We start from the raw sequence: 15,440 nt of genomic DNA on the forward strand, positions 1-15,440 counted from the left end.
TGCTCCGCGCGTCGGTCGCCGGGCCCGTATAGGCTCGGACGCGATGAGCCTCCTGGGTACCCGCGTCGTCCGCACCGAGGATCCGGTCTTCCTCACGCGCGGCGCGACCTACACCGACGACCTGACCGACGAGCGGCTGACCGGCGCGCTGCACCTCACGCTCGTCCGGTCCCCGCTGGCGCACGCCGAGATCACCGCGATCGACACCTCCGCGGCGCGGGACGCGCCGGGCGTCGTCGCCGTGGTCACCGGTGCCGACCTCGACATCAGGGCCGCGCGGCTGTTCCCCGGCGCGAACAAGGCGATGCGCCGCGAGTTCCTGGCCACCGACCGGGTGCGTTTCGTCGGCGAGCCGGTCGCGGCCGTGCTCACCGAGGAGCTCTACCAGGGCGAGGACGCCGCGGAGCTCGTCGACGTCGAGTACGAGCCGCTGCCGGTCGTCGTCGACCCGGTGGAGGCCGCGCGCGACGAGACCCTGCTGTTCCCCGAGGCCGGCACGAACACCGCCACCTCCTACGGCTACGAGGAGGCGCTGGACCCGGCGTTCTTCGACGGCTGCGAGGTCGTCGTCTCCCAGGACCTGGTGAACCAGCGCCTGGCCGCGTCGCCGCTGGAGACCCGCGCCGCCAGCGCGGTCTGGGACGGCGACGACCTGCTGATGTTCATCTCCAACCAGAACGCCCAGGGCGGCCGCGACGAGATCGCCCGCTGGCTGGGGCTGGAGAAGGACTCCGTGCACGTCATCCTGCCCGACGTCGGCGGCGGGTTCGGCGCGAAGATCGGCTCCGACCCGGAGTTCGCGCTGGTCGCGTGGCTCGCACGCCGGGAGGGCCGCCCGGTCCGCTGGAACGAGTCCCGCTCGGAGAACATGACCGGGATGGTGCAGGGCCGCGCCCAGCGCCAGACCGTCACCATCGGCGGGACCCGCGACGGCCGCGTCACCCACTACCGGCTCGAGGTCCTGCAGGACGCCGGTGCCTACCCGCGGCTCGGGGCGGCGCTGCCGGCCTTCACCCGGATGATGGCGCCGGGCACCTACGACATCGCGAACGTCGAGTCCCGGGCGAGCGTGGTCGTCACCAACACCACCTCGGTCGCCGCCTACCGCGGCGCCGGGCGGCCGGAGGCGACGGCCGCGATCGAGCGCGCGATGGACCTGTTCGCCGCCGAGATCGGGATGGACCCGGCCGAGGTGCGCACGCGCAACGTCGTCGCCCCGGAGAAGTTCCCGTTCACCAGCAAGGGCGGCGCCGAGTACGACTCCGGCGAGTACGCGAAGGCGATCGAGCTGGCGCTGGAGAAGGCCGGCTACGACCGGCTGCGCGCCGAGCAGGCCGCCCGCCGCGAGCGCGGCGACGTCCGCCAGCTCGGCATCGGCGTCTCCTCCTACGTGGAGATCACCGGCGCCGGCGCGTTCGCCGAGGACGCCACCGTGCAGGTCCACCCGGACGGCGCGGTGACGGTGCTGACCGGCACGTCCTCGCACGGCCAGGGACACGCGACGGCGTGGGCGATGCTCGCCGCCGACGAGCTCGGCGTCCCGCTGGAGTCGATCACCGTCAAGCACGGCGACACCGCGCTGATCCCGGACGGCGGCGGCACGATGGGGTCGCGGTCGCTGCAGACCGGCGGCATCGCCGTGCAGAAGGCCTCCCGCGAGCTGGCCGACCTGGCCAAGCAGCGGGCCGCGGACCTGCTCGAGGCGAGCGTCGACGACCTGGAGATCGACCCCGAGGGCGCGGGCATCCGGGTGCGCGGCGTGCCCGGCGCGTCGTCGGTGACCCTCGCGGATCTGGCCGCCCGGGAGGAGCTGAAGCTGCAGACCACCTGGGACGGGGAGAAGGCCACGTTCCCGTTCGGCGCGCACGTCTGCGTCGTCGAGGTCGACACCGAGTCCGGGAAGGTCACCGTCGAGCGCATCGTCGCCGTCGACGACGCCGGTCCGATCCTCAACCCGCTGCTCTGCGACGGGCAGCGGCACGGCGGCATCGCTCAAGGCATCGCGCAGGCGCTGCTGGAGGAGGTGATGTTCGACGAGGAGGGCCAGCCGCTGACCGGCACCTTCGCCGACTACGGCATCCCCTCCGCCGCCGAGCTGCCCAGCTTCGACCTCGTCGAGATGTCCACCCCCACTCCGGTGAACCCGATGGGCTACAAGGGGATCGGCGAGGCCGGGACGATCGGCTCCACCCCGGCCACGCAGAGCGCGGTCATCGACGCCCTGTCCCATCTCGGCGTCCGCCACATCGACATGCCCCTGACCCCGATGCGGGTCTGGGAGGCCATCCACGCGGCTCAGGAGGCCGGTAAGTGAAGGTCCAGATCACCGTCAACGGCGAGAACACCAGCGCCGACGTCGAGCCGCGCCAGCTGCTCGCGCACTACCTGCGCGACACCCTCGGGCTGAAGGCCACCAACATCGGCTGCGACACGACGTCCTGCGGGGCGTGCACCGTGCTGCTCGACGGCGAGGCCGTGAAGTCCTGCACCGTCCTCTCGGTCCAGGCCGACGAGCAGTCGGTCACCACCCTGGAGGGGCTCGACGGCGCCGCGGACGGCCGCCCGGAGCACCCGGTCACCGCCGCGTTCCACGCCGAGCACGGCCTGCAGTGCGGCTTCTGCACCCCGGGCATGGTGATGTCCGCGGTGTCGCTGATCAGCCACGACGACGACCTCGACGAGCGCACGGTGCGCGAGGGACTGGAGGGCAACCTCTGCCGCTGCACCGGCTACCACAACATCGTCCGCGCGGTGCTGGTCGCGGCGGGCAAGGACCCCGACGCCGAGCAGCGCGCCGAGGCCGAGTCCGAGGCCCTGCGCACCGCTCCGGGCTTCTCGCGCGGGGAGGCGGGCGCATGATCCCCCTGGCCTTCGACTACACCCGCCCGGACACCCTCGACGACGCCATCGCGCTGCTCGCCGAGAAGGGCGAGGACGCCTCGGTGCTGGCCGGCGGCCACTCGCTGATCCCGGTCATGAAGGTGCGCCTCGGCGCCCCCGAGCTCGTGATCGACATCGGGCGGCTGCCGGAGCTGTCCTACATCCGCGTCGACGGTGACGACGTCGCGATCGGCGCCGGCACCAGGCACCGCGACGTGGTGGTCTCCGAGGTCCTGGCCGCCGAGGTGCCGCTGCTGCCCGCGGTGGCCCGCACCGTCGGGGACCCGCAGGTCCGTGCCCGCGGCACCCTCGGCGGGACCGTCGCGCACGCCGACCCGGCCGCCGACCTGCCCGCGGCGCTGCTCGCGCTGGACGCGACCGTCGTCCTGCAGGGGCCGCGCGGGCGGCGCTCGGTGCCGATCGGCGAGTTCTACGAGGGCGTGTTCACCACCGTCCGCGAGCCCGACGAGCTGGTCGTGGAGATCCGGGTGCCGCGCTGCGGTGACCTGGGCTGGGCGTACGAGAAGTTCACCCGGCGCAGCAACGACTGGGCGATCGTCGCCGTCGCGGTGTCCGGGGACCGGATCGGCCTGGTCAACATGGGGTCGACGTCGCTGCGCGCCACGAAGGCCGAGGAGGCGCTGGTCGAGGGGGCCCCGATCGCCGAGGCCGCCGCCCTGGCGGCAGAGGGGACCGAGCCGCCGTCGGACACCCACGGCACGCCGGAGTACCGCACGCACCTGGTGCAGGTGCTGACCCGCCGCGCACTGGAGACCGCGCACGGGCAGCGCTGAGCACGGCTACACGAGCCCGGCCTCCTGGGCGGCGATCGCCGCCTGGGTCCGGGACCGCAGGCCGAGCTTGGTGAGCACCCGGGAGACGTGCGTCTTCGTCGTTCCCTCGGAGATCACCAGCTCGGTGGACAGCTCGGCGTTGGACAGCCCGCGGCCGAGCCCGGCCAGCACGTCGGTCTCCCGCGCGGTGAGCAGGTCCAGCCCCGGTACCGACGACGGCCGGGGAGCCCCGGCGTAGCGGGTGATGACCCGGCGGGTGATCTCCGGGGCGAGCACGCCGTCCCCGCGGGCGACGGCGCGGACGCCACCGGCCAGGCTCGCCGCGTCGACCGACTTGAGCAGGAACCCGGCGGCTCCGGCGGCCAGGGCGCCGTCGACGAGCTCGTCGAGGTCGAACGTCGTCAGCACCAGGACCTGCGCCGACCCGGCATCGAGGATCCGGCGGGTCGCCTCGATCCCGTCGATCCCGGGCATCCGGATGTCCATCAGGACGACGTCCGGGCGGTGCTCGGCGGCGGCGCGGACCGCGGCGAGCCCGTCGGCGGCCTCGGCGACGACCTCGATCCCGGCCGCGGAGGTCAGGATCAGCACCAGTCCGGTGCGGACGGCCTCCTGGTCGTCGGCGACGACCACGCGCACGGTCATGACGCCTCCCCTGCCACGGGCAGGTCGGCGCGGACCCGCCAGCCGTCGTCGTCCGGCCCCGCGGTGACGGTGCCGCCGACCGCGCGGGCCCGTTCGGCCAGCCCGGCGAGCCCGGTGCCGCCGTGCAGGCCGGGACCGGCCGCGGGCCGGGCGCCGGGGCCGTTGCGGACCTCGATCCGCAGCTCCTCGTCCCGGGTCGCCAGGTGCACGGTGACCTGCGAGCCCGGAGCGTGCTTGGCCGCGTTGGTCAGCGACTCCTGCACGATCCGGTGCCCGGCCAGCTCGACCGCCGCGGGCAGCGCGGTGCCGGTCTCCCGGTCGTCGGACAGGGCCACGTCGAGACCACCCTCCCGGTAGGACTCGACGAGCCCGGGCAGCTCGGTGAGCCGGGCCGGGGCGCCCGGCGGGTCGGACGTGGTGTCGTCCGGGCCGCCGTCGCGCAGCAGCCCGATCATCGTGCGCATCTCGCCGAGTGCGGCCACCCCGGACTCGCGCACGTTCACCAGGACCCGGCGGGCCAGCTCCGGGTCGGTACCCGGCTGCAGCGCCGCCTCGGACTGCAGTGCGATCGCCGAGAGCCGCCCGGCGACGACGTCGTGCAGGTCGCGGGCCATCCGCGCCCGTTCCGCGGCGACGGCGGCGTCGCGCTCCCGGGCCGCGGCGCGGCGCGCCTCGGCGGCGCGGGCTCGTTCCAGGTCGGCGACGTCGACGTGCCTGCGCACCTCCGCACCCCACACCAGCGGGATCCCGACGATCAGCACCAGGTTCAGCAGCGAGTAGACCGCGGGCCGCGTCCCGGCCGTGACCAGGGTGAACAACACCAGCAGCGCGGTCGCCCCGGCGTAGCCGACGGCGACGGCCCGCGCGGTGCGCCGCGGCGGGAACAGCACCGCGCAGTAGAGCAGGTCGGTGAACACCAGCACGGTCCCGACCTCGGTGCGCCCGCCCCACAGCGGGCCGGAGATCAGCGCGGCCGTCGCGACGAGCAGCCCGGCCGGGACGTACCGGCGGCGCAGCAGCGACGCGGCGCAGCCGAGGGCCATCACGCCCAGCGACACCGCCGTCGGCCCGCCGCCCGGGCCCCACCAGCTGATCGCCGCGTCGGACAGCCCGAGCGCCAGCGCCAGCCCGACGGCGAACCAGGCCAGCCCCACCCCCGCGTCGCGGGCGAGCGACGGCGGACCGTCGGTGCGCGCGGCGAGGTAGGAGATCACCGGGCCATCCCACCACGGCGGAATCGACGGCGACGTCGGTCGAAAGTGGTACGCGTGCACCGGTCGTCCGCCGGACGCCGTACGGGCCGCCGGTCGGCACGATCGCCGGTCATGGGGGATCCGACGGTGTCACCGCTGCTCTGGCTGATCGGTGCGGCCGAGGTCGCGTTCTGGGGGTTCCTGCTCGCCGGTCTCGCCACGCGCTACCTGCTGCGCCGCCGCAGGCTCGGCGGGATCGTGCTGCTCGGCGTCCCGCTGGTGGACGTCGTGCTGGTCACCGCGGCTGCGGGCGACGTGCTCACCGGTGGCGAGCCGGCCTCGGTGCACGGGCTCGCCGCGCTCTACCTGGGTGTCACGGTCGCGTTCGGACACTCGCTGGTGCGCTGGGCCGACGTCCGGTTCGCGCACCGCTTCGCAGGCGGCCCGACCCCGGTGAAACCGCCGCGCGGCGGGCTCGCCCGCACCCGCCACGAATGGCGCGAGTTCGGCAAGGTCGTCGCGACGTGGGTGATCACCGCAGCGGTGCTGGTTCTGCTCACGGTGCTCGCCGGCCGCGGGATCCCGGCGCCGGGGGACTGGACCGGGGATCCGATGTGGTCGTGGCTGAGCCGGGCGAGCCTGGTGGCCGGGATCTGGTTCGTCGTCGGGCCGCTGTGGGCCACGGTGTTCCCCGGTACCGACGAGTTCCCCGGCACCGGCGACCGGGAGCGCTCCGGTGTCTGAGCGCCTCGCCGCCCCGGACGTGCTGCGCGGGATCGCGATCGCGGGGACGTTCGGCACCAACATCTGGGTCTTCGCGGATCCGCGCGGCCCGATCGGGATCATCGCCGGTGCCGACGACGGCTGGTGGGCCGACACCGCGCTGCGCGCCGCCGCGAACGGCAAGTTCCTCGCCCTGCTCACGCTGCTGTTCGGCGTCGGTGTGGAGCTGCAGTACCGGTCCGCCGTGCGCCGCGGGCTGCGCTGGCCCGGCCGCTACCTGCTCCGCACGGCGATCCTGTTCACCGAGGGGCTGCTGCACTACCTGCTGGTCTTCGAGTTCGACGTCCTCATGGGCTACGCGGTCGCCGCGCTCCCGGTGGCCTGGCTGATCGGGCGCAGCCCCCGGGTCCGGGCCGTCGCCGCCGCGGCGGCGGGCTCGGCCGTCGTACTGATCGTCGGGGCGGTCACCGTGCTCACGGCGGGCTCGACGGGTGCCGACGCGCCGCTGCCGCCGTACCCGGCGACCTGGGCCGGGCAGGTGCACGACCGGATCGTCGATGCCGGGCTGTGGCGGATCGAGCTGGTCGTCGTCGTGCCGTCGGCGGTCGCGCTGTTCCTGGCCGGGGCCGCGCTGCTGCGTGCCGGGGTGTTCGACGCCGCGGGCACCCGGCTGCGCCACCGGCTCGTGGTGCTCGGCGCGGCCGGGGCCGTGCTGAACGTGGCGACGACGGTCGCCGGACCCGGCTGGTTCGTCGTCGAGCGCTACCTGGTCGCGCCGCTGGTGGCGCTCGGCCTGCTCGGGCTGGTGCCCGAGCTGCTGTTCCGGCTCCGCGCACCGGCCGGTCCGGTGCGCCGCGGCCTGACGGCCCTCGGGCGGACCGCGATGAGCTGCTACGTCGGCCAGAACCTGGTCGCGGCGGTGCTGTTCCACGCCTGGGGGCTCGGGCTCGCGACGACGTTCGCCGCGCTGCCCGCCCCGGTCCGCACCGTCGCGGTGGCCGGGACGTGGGCGGCGGTGCTGGTCTGCTCGGCGGTGCTCGCGTCGGTGTGGCTGCGCCGGTTCGGGCGCGGGCCGCTGGAGCTGCTCACCCACCGGCTGCTCGGCGTGGGGGTCCCGGCGGACCCCACCGTCCGGACGGGGTGCCGGGGTGGGCCGGGCGCCTAGCGTGGAACCACCCACCACGTGCCCCGGGAGCGTCGATGATCGGAACCGACCACCTGTCCAACGACCTCGCAGGCTGGCTGGACCGCACGCTGGTCCGGCCGGGGCTGCTGGCGCCGGAGCGGTTCGAGGAGGCGTTCGTCGCCTGCGTCGCGAGCGCGGCGAAGGACCCCGAGTACCCGGACGACGCGTGGCTTGCGTTCTACCGCAACACCCTCGACGCGCTGGCCGGTGAGCCCGAGCCGGGCGGCACGAACGCCGAGATGGCGCCGGTGCACGCCCGGGCCCGGGAACTGGTCGTCGGCGACGACGTGCTGGAGCTGGGCTGCTGCTTCGGCTTCCTGTCCCTGCAGCTCGCCCGGGACGGGCACCGGGTCACCGCGACCGACCTGACCGCCGGGACGGTGGACCTGCTGACCCGGATGGCCCCGCAGCTGGGCGCCGACGTGGAGACCCACGTCGCCGACGCCCGCGCCGTCGCGCTGCCCGACGACTGCGCCGACACCGTGTTCGCCGTGCACCTGATCGAGCACCTCCCCGAGGCCGAGGGCGACGAGGTGGTCGCGGAGATGCTGCGGCTGGCCCGGCGGCGCATCGTCGTCGCCGCCCCGTTCGAGGACGCGCCGAACCCGGCCTGGGGGCACGTACGGGTCTTCGACACCGACGTCCTGCGCCGGATCGGGGAGCGCACCGGGAAGCCGTTCACCGTCGCCGAGCACCACGGCGGCTGGCTGGTGGCCGACCTCTGATCACCGTCCGATCAGCTCGCCCGCCATCTCGTTCGTCGTCGTCTCCAGGCCGGACAGGTCGCGCACCACGCGCACCCGGTCGCAGTGCTCGGCGTAGAGCGGCAGGTCGCAGCGGCCGAGGCCCCAGGAGTAGCGCGGCTCGGGGGTCAGCCAGATCGTCTCCCGGGCGCGGCGGGTGATCTCGACGAAGGCCTCCATGTTCGGGTCGTTGCCGTTGCCCCGGCCGTCGCCGAGCACCAGCACCGTCGTGCGGCGGGTGACCGCGGAGCCGAACTCCTCCAGGAACTCGCCGAACGCGGCGCCGTAGTCGGAGTTGGCGTCGACGTCGAGCTGGTCGCCGCCGAAGATCAGCCCCAGGGCGTGCTCGACGGGGTGGTCGGCGAACAGGTCGGTGACCTCGACCAGGTCGGAGACGAACGCGAACGACCGCACCTGCCCGAACAGGTCCTGCAGCCCGTGCACCAGGTGCAGGGTGAACCGGGCGGTCGCGCGCACCGACAGCGACACGTCGGCCAGCACCACCAGGCGCGGCTTGTCCTCCTGGCGCTGCACGGTGACCGGGTTGAACGGCACGCCGTCGTAGCGCATGTTCCTGCGCATCGTGCGGGCCGAGTCGATCCGGCCCCGCGGCGACACCCGCCGCCGGTGGGTCAGCGCGCCGTGCAGCGACTTCGCCAGACGGCGCAGCGAGTCCTCCAGCTGCATCCGCTCGGTCTCCGAGGCCCGGTCGACCTCGGCGACACGGTCGACGTCGTCGTGGCCCTCGACGATCCGCTGCTCGATCTCCATCAGCTTCTCGAGGTGGGCCTTGAGCAGCTCGGGCAGGTTCTCCAGGACGCCGGTGAGCCTGCGGCGCAGGGCCGCCGCGTCGTCCTCGGTGCCCTTCTCCGCGTCGGTGAGCGCGTCCTCCTCGGAGTTGAGCCAGCCCAGCAGCGCGTCCTGCTGGGCGACCGAGAGGTCCGCGTCGACCTGGGTGCCCTGCTGCTGGGAGATGTCGCCGGGCAGCCCGCCGCCGGAGAACCGGTCGGTCTCGATCTGCACCCGCTGGCCCTCGGTGGCGCCGTCGGCCTGCTCCTTGGACAGCACGATCTCGTCGGTCATCGACGCCATGTCGATCTTGTTGGCCTCCTGGTGGAGGTTGTACTGCTCCGCCAGGTCCTCCGGGTCGAAGTACTCCCGGATGTCGGCCGGGGAACCGTGGTCGTGGCCCTCCTGCGGGGTCTCCGACGGCTCCTCGGAGAGCGTGAAGTTCTCCAGCGCGGCGTCGTCGGTCATGTCGCCGTGCCCGTGCCCGTGGCCGTGCCCTGTGTCGGTCTCGCCCACCTTGACCAGGGAGAAGAACAGGTCGAAGACCTCGTCGAACGTCGCCTCGTCGCGCCGGTCCTTGATCAGCGCGACGCGCAGGGCCTCCTTCAGCACCGCCTTGTCCGACAGCACGCCGGGCTGGGCGGCGCAGGCCATCGCGTCGAGGGCCTCGGAGACCGAGATGCGCACCGAGCGGATCCGCAGGAGCCGGACGAAGCGGTGGATGCTCGCTTCCACTCCCGGCCCCCTCAGACCGGGCGCCTGCGGGAGCCGCCGAACGAGCGGGACCCCTGCCCGGAGCTCACGTTGCGCGGCTTGGTGCTGCCGCCGCCCGCGGTGACACCGCCGTAGATCGGGTGCCGGCCCGGTTCGTCCTTCCCTGCGCGCTTGGCCCGGCCGTCGACGTCGCCGTCGTCCGGGTCGTCGGACGCCGCCGGGCGCGCGGGGGCCGCCTTCGGGGCCGGGGCGGGCTCGTCGTCGTGGGTGTGGTCGCCGTCGTGGCCGTGCCCATGGCCGTGCCCGTGCCCATGCCCGTGGCCGTGCCCGTGCTCCTCGACCACCGCGTTCGGGTCGACGAGGTGCGGGATGGCGTCGAGCGCCTTCTTCACGTCCTTGTCGTACTTCACGACGACCGAGACGGTGTCGGACAGGATCTGCGAGTTCAGCTCGTCGACGCCGAGCACGGCCAGCGTGCGGGCCCAGTCGATCGTCTCCGAGATCGACGGCGACTTGCGCAGCTCCAGCTCGCGCAGCCCGCGCACCACGGTGACGAGCTCCTCGGCCAGCTGGTCGGACAGCCCGGTCTTCTTCGACCGCACGATCTCCAGCTCGCGCTGGGCGGAGGGGTAGTCGAGGAACAGGTGCAGGCAGCGGCGCTTCAGGGCGGCGGCCAGGTCACGGGTGTTGTTCGAGGTCAGCAGCACGTAGGGGCGGTGCTTGGCGGTGAACGTCCCGACCTCGGGCACCGAGATCTGGTACTCGCCGAGAGTCTCCAGCAGCACGGCCTCGAGGGCCTCGTCGGCGCGGTCGACCTCGTCGATCAGCAGCACGCACGGCTCGTCGGAACGGATCGCCTCGAGCAGCGGGCGCGGGGCGAGGAACCGCTCGGAGAAGAAGACGCTCTCCTGCGACCCGACGCGCTCGACGGCCGACGCGAGGTCGGGTGCGTCCTCGACGACCTGCCCGATCTTCTCGCGCAGGATCTGGGTGTACATGAGCTGCTTGCCGTAGTCCCACTCGTAGAGAGCCTTGGTCTCGTCCTGGCCCTCGTAGCACTGCAGGCGCAGCAGCCTGCGCCCCGTGGCAACGGCGAGCATCTTGGCCAGCTCGGTCTTGCCGACGCCGGCGGGTCCCTCCAGCAGCAGCGGCTTGTCGAGCCGGGTCAGCAGGAACACCGTCGTCGCCAGCCGGGTGTCGGCGATGTAGCCGTGCTCGCGCAGGGCCTCGACCACCTGGTCGACGGACTCGAACGGGCCGGACGTGGCGACCGCGTCGGCGACCTCGCCGGGGTCGGGGGAAGAGGAGGGAACGACAGCCTCGGACACGCGTGATTCTCCTTCGCAGCCGCACCGTCGGTGGTGCGGCGGGCCGTACCGCAACCGGCGGGCCCACCCGTGGCGCGAGTATGCGCCGGTTCGGGTGGGCCCGCCGGTGTGCGGACTCCGCGGACTCGCCGGACGATCAGGTCAGCAGGTCGTCCAGGTCACCGTTGATGGAGTGGTCGACGACCGGGCGGACGGTCTCGAAGGTGCACTCCTTGATGTTGCCGGGGGTGCACGCGTCGCCCAGGACGTGGTTGGTGATCTTGTCGACGTCGGCGGCGTCCCCGACGATCGTGCCGTGCTCCTCGTAGAACTTGGTCGGGCCCTCGCCCAGCCGGTTCTTCGAGTACGTGTCCTTCTTGACGTCGGTGAACTTCTCCGGGATGCCCACGTCGCGCAGCAGCCGGATCGACGCGGCCAGCGCGGCGTCCGCGGCCTGCGGCTTGGTCATGCCGCGGGTGTCGACGCCCATCGCCTCGGCGATGTCGGCGAAGCGCTCGTAGGCGACCGGCATGTTGAACGCCCACACGCGCGGCAGCGCGATGGCGTTGTTCAGGCCGTGGTGGGTGTCGTAGAACGCCGACACCGCGTGGCTGATCGAGTGGATGATGCCCAGGCCACCGGAGTTGAACGCCTGCGCGGCGATGTACTGCGCGTACATCATGCCCTCGCGGCCGGGGAGGTCCTGGCCGTTCCAGACGGCCTGACGCAGGTGGGCCGCGGTCAGCTTGATCGCGTGCAGCGCGTTGCCCAGCGACGGCTGGAAGTTCAGCCGCGAGGTGTAGGGCTCCGAGGCGTGTGCGAGCACGTCGAACCCGCACTGGGCGGTGTAGTCGACCGGGCAGTCGTAGTAGAGGACCGGGTCGTCGATCGCGAGGCTGGTGACCGAGGCGTCGTCGAACGCGACGTACTTGTGCGGGTTGTCCGGGTCGGTCGTGGTGTCGGTGATCACGTACGCCCACGAGGTCTCCGAACCGGTGCCCGCCGTGGTGGAGACCGCGATGTGCGGCGGGTTCGCCGGGTTCTCGGACTTGTTGAAGCCCTCGAACTCGTTGACGTTGCGGCCGTCGTGGGCCACCGAGATCCGCGCGCCCTTGCAGGCGTCGTGCGAGGAACCGCCGCCGATCGAGACGAACGAGTCGCACTTGTTCTGCTGGTAGAGGCCCACAGCGTCCATGACGTTGTAGTCCTTGGGGTTCGACTCGACCTGGTCGTACAGCACGACCTCGAGGCCGTGGTACTTCATCGACTCGACGATCTTGTGGACGATGTCGGTGCCGCGCAGGCCCGACGTCATCACCAGGGTCTTCTTGAAGCCCAGGTTGAGCGCCTCCGGGCCGATCATCTCGTGCGCACCGGGACCCATGAGTGCCCGGGGGAACGGATGGAACTCCTTGATGGGGAACGGCTTGAGCAGCTCGTCTACCTGCATGTCAGCCCTTTCTGAGGCAGGCGGATGGGTCGGTTCCGGACGGTAGAACCGGTGTGGCCACGAGCACAGGGGTGATCGGGATTACCCGTCGGCTGCCCAGGCAGGAAACCCCTCCGAACAGAGGGGGACAGGGTGAGGTCGCCCTCGGACCGCGGAGCGGCAGGGCGTTGTGTTGCAAGTCTATGGCAACAAACAACGAACAGCAATACTTCACATGGACCCGGGCGCGCGGCGTCGTCTACTGTCGGTTCCGCCGACGGTTCGCGGCGCACCCCTCGGGGCGCGCCGCGAGGCAAGAGGGAACCCGGTGTGAGTCCGGGACTGCCCCGCAGCGGTGAGTGGGAACGACCGCCGTCATACGAGCACTGGGAGCACGAGCTCCTGGGAAGCGACGGCCAGTAGGTCGGGTGCGACGCACCCGGTGCCCACGAGTCCGAATACCTGCCGTCGGTGCGCACGCCGGCCGGCGTGCGCGGATCCGCGGCCTCGCGGGAGGGCGGACGGACGAGCGGGCGCGACCCGGCACCGGTGTGTCTCCGGTGCGGTCGCGGGCTCGCGCGTGCTGTCACGCCCTCTGCACGGTGCCGCGGTCCACCACCGGACTCGCGAGGAGAGAGGGCCGTGACCACTGTGAACGCACAGACCGCCCCCGGCACCGTGCTGGGGTACCCGAGGATCGGGCCGTTCCGTGAGCTCAAGCGCGCCACCGAGGCGTTCTGGGCCGGACGCAGCGACGCCACGGCGCTGCGGGAGACCGCGGCTCGCCTGCGCCGGGACACCTGGACCGGGCTGCGCGACGCGGGCCTCGGGCAGGTGCCGGGTAACACGTTCTCGTTCTACGACCACGTGCTCGACACCGCGCTCGCCGTCGGTGCCGTGCCGAAGCGCTTCGCCGGCATCACCGACCCGCTGGAGCGGCTGTTCGCGATGGCCCGCGGGCGCGAGGGCGCCCCGGCCTGCGAGATGACCAAGTGGTTCGACACGAACTACCACTACCTGGTGCCCGAGCTGGGCCCGGACACCCGGCTCGCGCCGACCGACCGCAAGGCGCTGGAGGAGTTCAAGGAGGCGCTGCGCGTCGGCGTCACCACCCGTCCGGTGCTGGTCGGCCCGGTGACGTTCCTGCTGCTGTCCAAGCCTGCCGAGGACGCGCCGGAGGGCTTCACCCCGCTCGACCTGCTCGGCCCGCTGGTCGAGGTCTACCGCGACCTGCTCGCCGAGCTGGCCGAGGCCGGCGTCGACTGGGTGCAGCTCGACGAGCCCGCGTTCGCCGCCGACCGGACGCCGGAGGAGATCGCCGCGCTGCGCAAGGCCTACGACCGGCTCGCCTCCGCGCAGAGCCGCCCGAAGATCCTGGTCGCGAACTACTTCGGCGAGCTGGGCCCGGCGCTGCCGGTGCTGGCGCGGACCGGTGTCGAGGGCATCGCGCTCGACCTGGTCGCGGGCCGCTCGGACCTCGACGGCATCGAGGGCGTCGAGGGGCTGGACCGCAAGCTGCTGCTGGCCGGCGTCGTCGACGGGCGCAACGTCTGGCGCACCGACCTCGACGCCGCGCTGGAGACCGCGCAGCGGCTGCAGGGCGTCGCCGGGCGGGTGGAGGTCTCGACCTCCTGCTCGCTGCTGCACGTGCCCTACGACCTGTCGGTCGAGACGAACCTGCCCGCCGACGTCGTCGACATGCTGGCGTTCGCACGCCAGAAGGTCGACGAGGTCGTACTCCTGGGCCGCGCGCTGGCCGAGGGCCGCGACGCCGTCGCCGAGGAGCTCGACGCCGCCCGGGCGACCCGCGAGCGGGTCGCGGCGGCCAGCCGTCGCAAGGAGGAGGTGCGGTCCAGGCTCGCCGAGCTGGGCCCGGACCACTACCACCGCAGCGCGGGCGACATCCGGGCCAAGGTCCAGCGCGAGGCGCTCGGCCTGCCGGAGGTCCCGACGACGACCATCGGCTCGTTCCCGCAGACCGGCGCCATCCGCAAGGACCGGGCCGCGCACCGCAAGGGCGAGATCACCGAGGCCGAGTACGACGAGCGCATGCGCCAGGAGATCGTCCGGGTCCTGAAGCTGCAGGAGGACATCGGCCTGGACGTGCTGGTGCACGGCGAGCCCGAGCGCAACGACATGGTCCAGTACTTCGCGGAGAACCTCGACGGGTTCGCGACGACCGAGCTGGGCTGGGTGCAGTCCTACGGCTCGCGCTGCGTGCGCCCGCCGATCCTGCACTCCGACGTCACGCGGCCGAGCCCGATCACCGTGGACTGGGCGACGTTCGCGCAGTCGCAGTCGGGCAAGCACGTCAAGGGCATGCTGACCGGCCCGGTGACCATCCTGGCCTGGTCGTTCGTGCGCGACGACCAGCCGCTGGCCGACACCGCGCGGCAGGTCGGCCTGGCCCTGCGCGGCGAGGTCGAGGACCTGGAGGCCGCCGGGATCACGATCATCCAGATCGACGAGCCCGCCCTGCGCGAGCTGCTGCCGCTGCACGAGCGCGATCGTGCCGCCTACATCGACTGGGCGGTCGACTCGTTCCGGATGTGCGCCGGTGACGTCGCGGACTCCACCCAGATCCACACCCACCTCTGCTACTCCGAGTTCGGCGAGGTCGTCGGCGCGATCGACGGGCTGGACGCCGACGTGACCACCGTCGAGGCGGCGCGGTCGAGGATGGAGGTGCTCGGCGAGCTGGGCCCGGGGGTTCCGCGGGGTCTCGGCCCGGGGATCTACGACGTCCACTCGCCCGAGGTGCCCGGGGAGGGCGAGCTCGAGGACCAGCTGCGCGCAGCGCTGGCCTTCATCGGCCCGGACCGGCTGTGGGCCAACCCCGACTGCGGGCTGAAGACGCGTGGTGAGCCGGAGACGGTCGCCGCGCTGGAGAACCTGGTCGCCGCGGCCCGCACGGTGCGGGACGAGGTGTCCGCCACGACCACCGGCTGAGCCGGTGTGCTTCCGCGGCGCCGGTCTCTTCCGGCCGTCGAGGCCGGTGCCGCGGGGGCTTGGTCACGGGCTGTTGTCTGTTCATGTG

At 73.0% G+C, this 15,440-nt stretch carries 12 protein-coding genes and 1 riboswitch; of the genes, 7 read left to right on the forward strand and 5 right to left on the reverse strand.

Features of this window, described 5'->3' with window-relative positions; genetic code table 11:
• Positions 1–43: 43 nt before the first annotated feature.
• From ACLE50_RS01990 to ACLE50_RS02000, 3 genes are read left to right on the forward strand one after another with little or no spacing between them, the layout of a single operon-like run.
• A complete protein-coding gene (locus tag ACLE50_RS01990; protein ID WP_410941595.1) occupies positions 44–2,314 on the forward strand; it encodes a xanthine dehydrogenase family protein molybdopterin-binding subunit in 2,271 nt (756 codons plus the stop codon).
• Complete coding sequence (locus ACLE50_RS01995; protein ID WP_410941596.1) at positions 2,311–2,859, forward strand: (2Fe-2S)-binding protein; 549 nt, start codon at positions 2,311–2,313, stop codon at positions 2,857–2,859. The genes ACLE50_RS01990 and ACLE50_RS01995 overlap by 4 nt, the downstream gene beginning before the upstream one ends.
• Complete coding sequence (locus ACLE50_RS02000) at positions 2,856–3,674, forward strand: FAD binding domain-containing protein (protein WP_410941597.1); 819 nt, start codon at positions 2,856–2,858, stop codon at positions 3,672–3,674. The genes ACLE50_RS01995 and ACLE50_RS02000 overlap by 4 nt, the downstream gene beginning before the upstream one ends.
• 6 nt (positions 3,675–3,680) lie before the next feature.
• Here the strand turns inward: ACLE50_RS02000 and ACLE50_RS02005 are convergent, their stop codons facing one another.
• Positions 3,681–4,319 (reverse strand): response regulator transcription factor, encoded by a 639-nt coding sequence (locus ACLE50_RS02005; protein WP_410941598.1) that lies wholly within the window; start codon positions 4,317–4,319, stop codon positions 3,681–3,683.
• On the reverse strand, positions 4,316–5,533 hold the full coding sequence (locus ACLE50_RS02010) for a sensor histidine kinase (RefSeq protein WP_410941599.1): 1,218 nt from the start codon (positions 5,531–5,533) through the stop codon (positions 4,316–4,318). The genes ACLE50_RS02005 and ACLE50_RS02010 overlap by 4 nt, the downstream gene beginning before the upstream one ends.
• Before the next feature lie 111 nt (positions 5,534–5,644).
• Here ACLE50_RS02010 and ACLE50_RS02015 point away from each other — a divergent pair, with 111 nt between their 5' ends.
• From ACLE50_RS02015 to mftM, 3 genes are read left to right on the forward strand one after another with little or no spacing between them, the layout of a single operon-like run.
• Positions 5,645–6,256 carry a hypothetical protein gene (locus ACLE50_RS02015; RefSeq protein WP_410941600.1) on the forward strand — a complete coding sequence of 204 codons (612 nt, stop codon included), beginning with the start codon at positions 5,645–5,647 and terminating at the stop codon, positions 6,254–6,256.
• Positions 6,249–7,400, forward strand: coding sequence for a DUF418 domain-containing protein (locus tag ACLE50_RS02020; RefSeq protein WP_410941601.1), 1,152 nt, complete (start codon positions 6,249–6,251; stop codon positions 7,398–7,400). The genes ACLE50_RS02015 and ACLE50_RS02020 overlap by 8 nt, the downstream gene beginning before the upstream one ends.
• A gap of 35 nt (positions 7,401–7,435) precedes the next feature.
• Positions 7,436–8,146 (forward strand): mycofactocin oligosaccharide methyltransferase MftM, encoded by a 711-nt coding sequence (gene mftM, locus ACLE50_RS02025; RefSeq protein WP_410941602.1) that lies wholly within the window; start codon positions 7,436–7,438, stop codon positions 8,144–8,146.
• On the opposite strand, the gene ACLE50_RS02030 is transcribed toward mftM, so the two are convergent.
• The 3 genes from ACLE50_RS02030 to mdo form a co-directional block, all read right to left on the reverse strand.
• The gene (locus ACLE50_RS02030; protein ID WP_410941603.1) at positions 8,147–9,688 is read right to left on the reverse strand and encodes a VWA domain-containing protein; all 1,542 of its coding nucleotides are present in this window, start codon (positions 9,686–9,688) and stop codon (positions 8,147–8,149) included.
• A gap of 11 nt (positions 9,689–9,699) precedes the next feature.
• Positions 9,700–10,995 (reverse strand): AAA family ATPase, encoded by a 1,296-nt coding sequence (locus tag ACLE50_RS02035; RefSeq protein WP_410941604.1) that lies wholly within the window; start codon positions 10,993–10,995, stop codon positions 9,700–9,702.
• Between the two features lie 136 nt (positions 10,996–11,131).
• Positions 11,132–12,424: an NDMA-dependent methanol dehydrogenase gene (gene mdo, locus ACLE50_RS02040; protein WP_410941605.1), complete on the reverse strand. Its 1,293-nt coding sequence runs from the start codon at positions 12,422–12,424 to the stop codon at positions 11,132–11,134.
• Positions 12,425–12,664: 240 nt separating this feature from the next.
• A riboswitch (cobalamin riboswitch) is annotated at positions 12,665–12,887 on the forward strand.
• Positions 12,888–13,045: 158 nt separating this feature from the next.
• Between mdo and metE the strand changes: the two genes are divergently transcribed.
• Complete coding sequence (gene metE / locus ACLE50_RS02045) at positions 13,046–15,352, forward strand: 5-methyltetrahydropteroyltriglutamate--homocysteine S-methyltransferase (protein ID WP_410941606.1); 2,307 nt, start codon at positions 13,046–13,048, stop codon at positions 15,350–15,352.
• Positions 15,353–15,440 lie beyond the last annotated feature (88 nt).

Origin of the sequence: Pseudonocardia phyllosphaerae (assembly GCF_046546475.1) — a bacterium.
GTDB lineage: Bacteria > Actinomycetota > Actinomycetes > Mycobacteriales > Pseudonocardiaceae > Pseudonocardia > Pseudonocardia phyllosphaerae.

Excerpts from the sequence above, each read along its gene's own strand:
- ACLE50_RS01990 (WP_410941595.1), top strand. The coding sequence starts at position 44 with ATGAGCCTCCTGGGTACCCGCGTCGTCCGCACCGAGGATCCGGTCTTC.
- ACLE50_RS02000 (WP_410941597.1), top strand. The coding sequence starts at position 2,856 with ATGATCCCCCTGGCCTTCGACTACACCCGCCCGGACACCCTCGACGAC.
- ACLE50_RS02005 (WP_410941598.1), bottom strand. The coding sequence starts at position 4,319 with ATGACCGTGCGCGTGGTCGTCGCCGACGACCAGGAGGCCGTCCGCACC.
- ACLE50_RS02015 (WP_410941600.1), top strand. The coding sequence starts at position 5,645 with ATGGGGGATCCGACGGTGTCACCGCTGCTCTGGCTGATCGGTGCGGCC.
- mftM (WP_410941602.1), top strand. The coding sequence starts at position 7,436 with ATGATCGGAACCGACCACCTGTCCAACGACCTCGCAGGCTGGCTGGAC.
- mdo (WP_410941605.1), bottom strand. The coding sequence starts at position 12,424 with ATGCAGGTAGACGAGCTGCTCAAGCCGTTCCCCATCAAGGAGTTCCAT.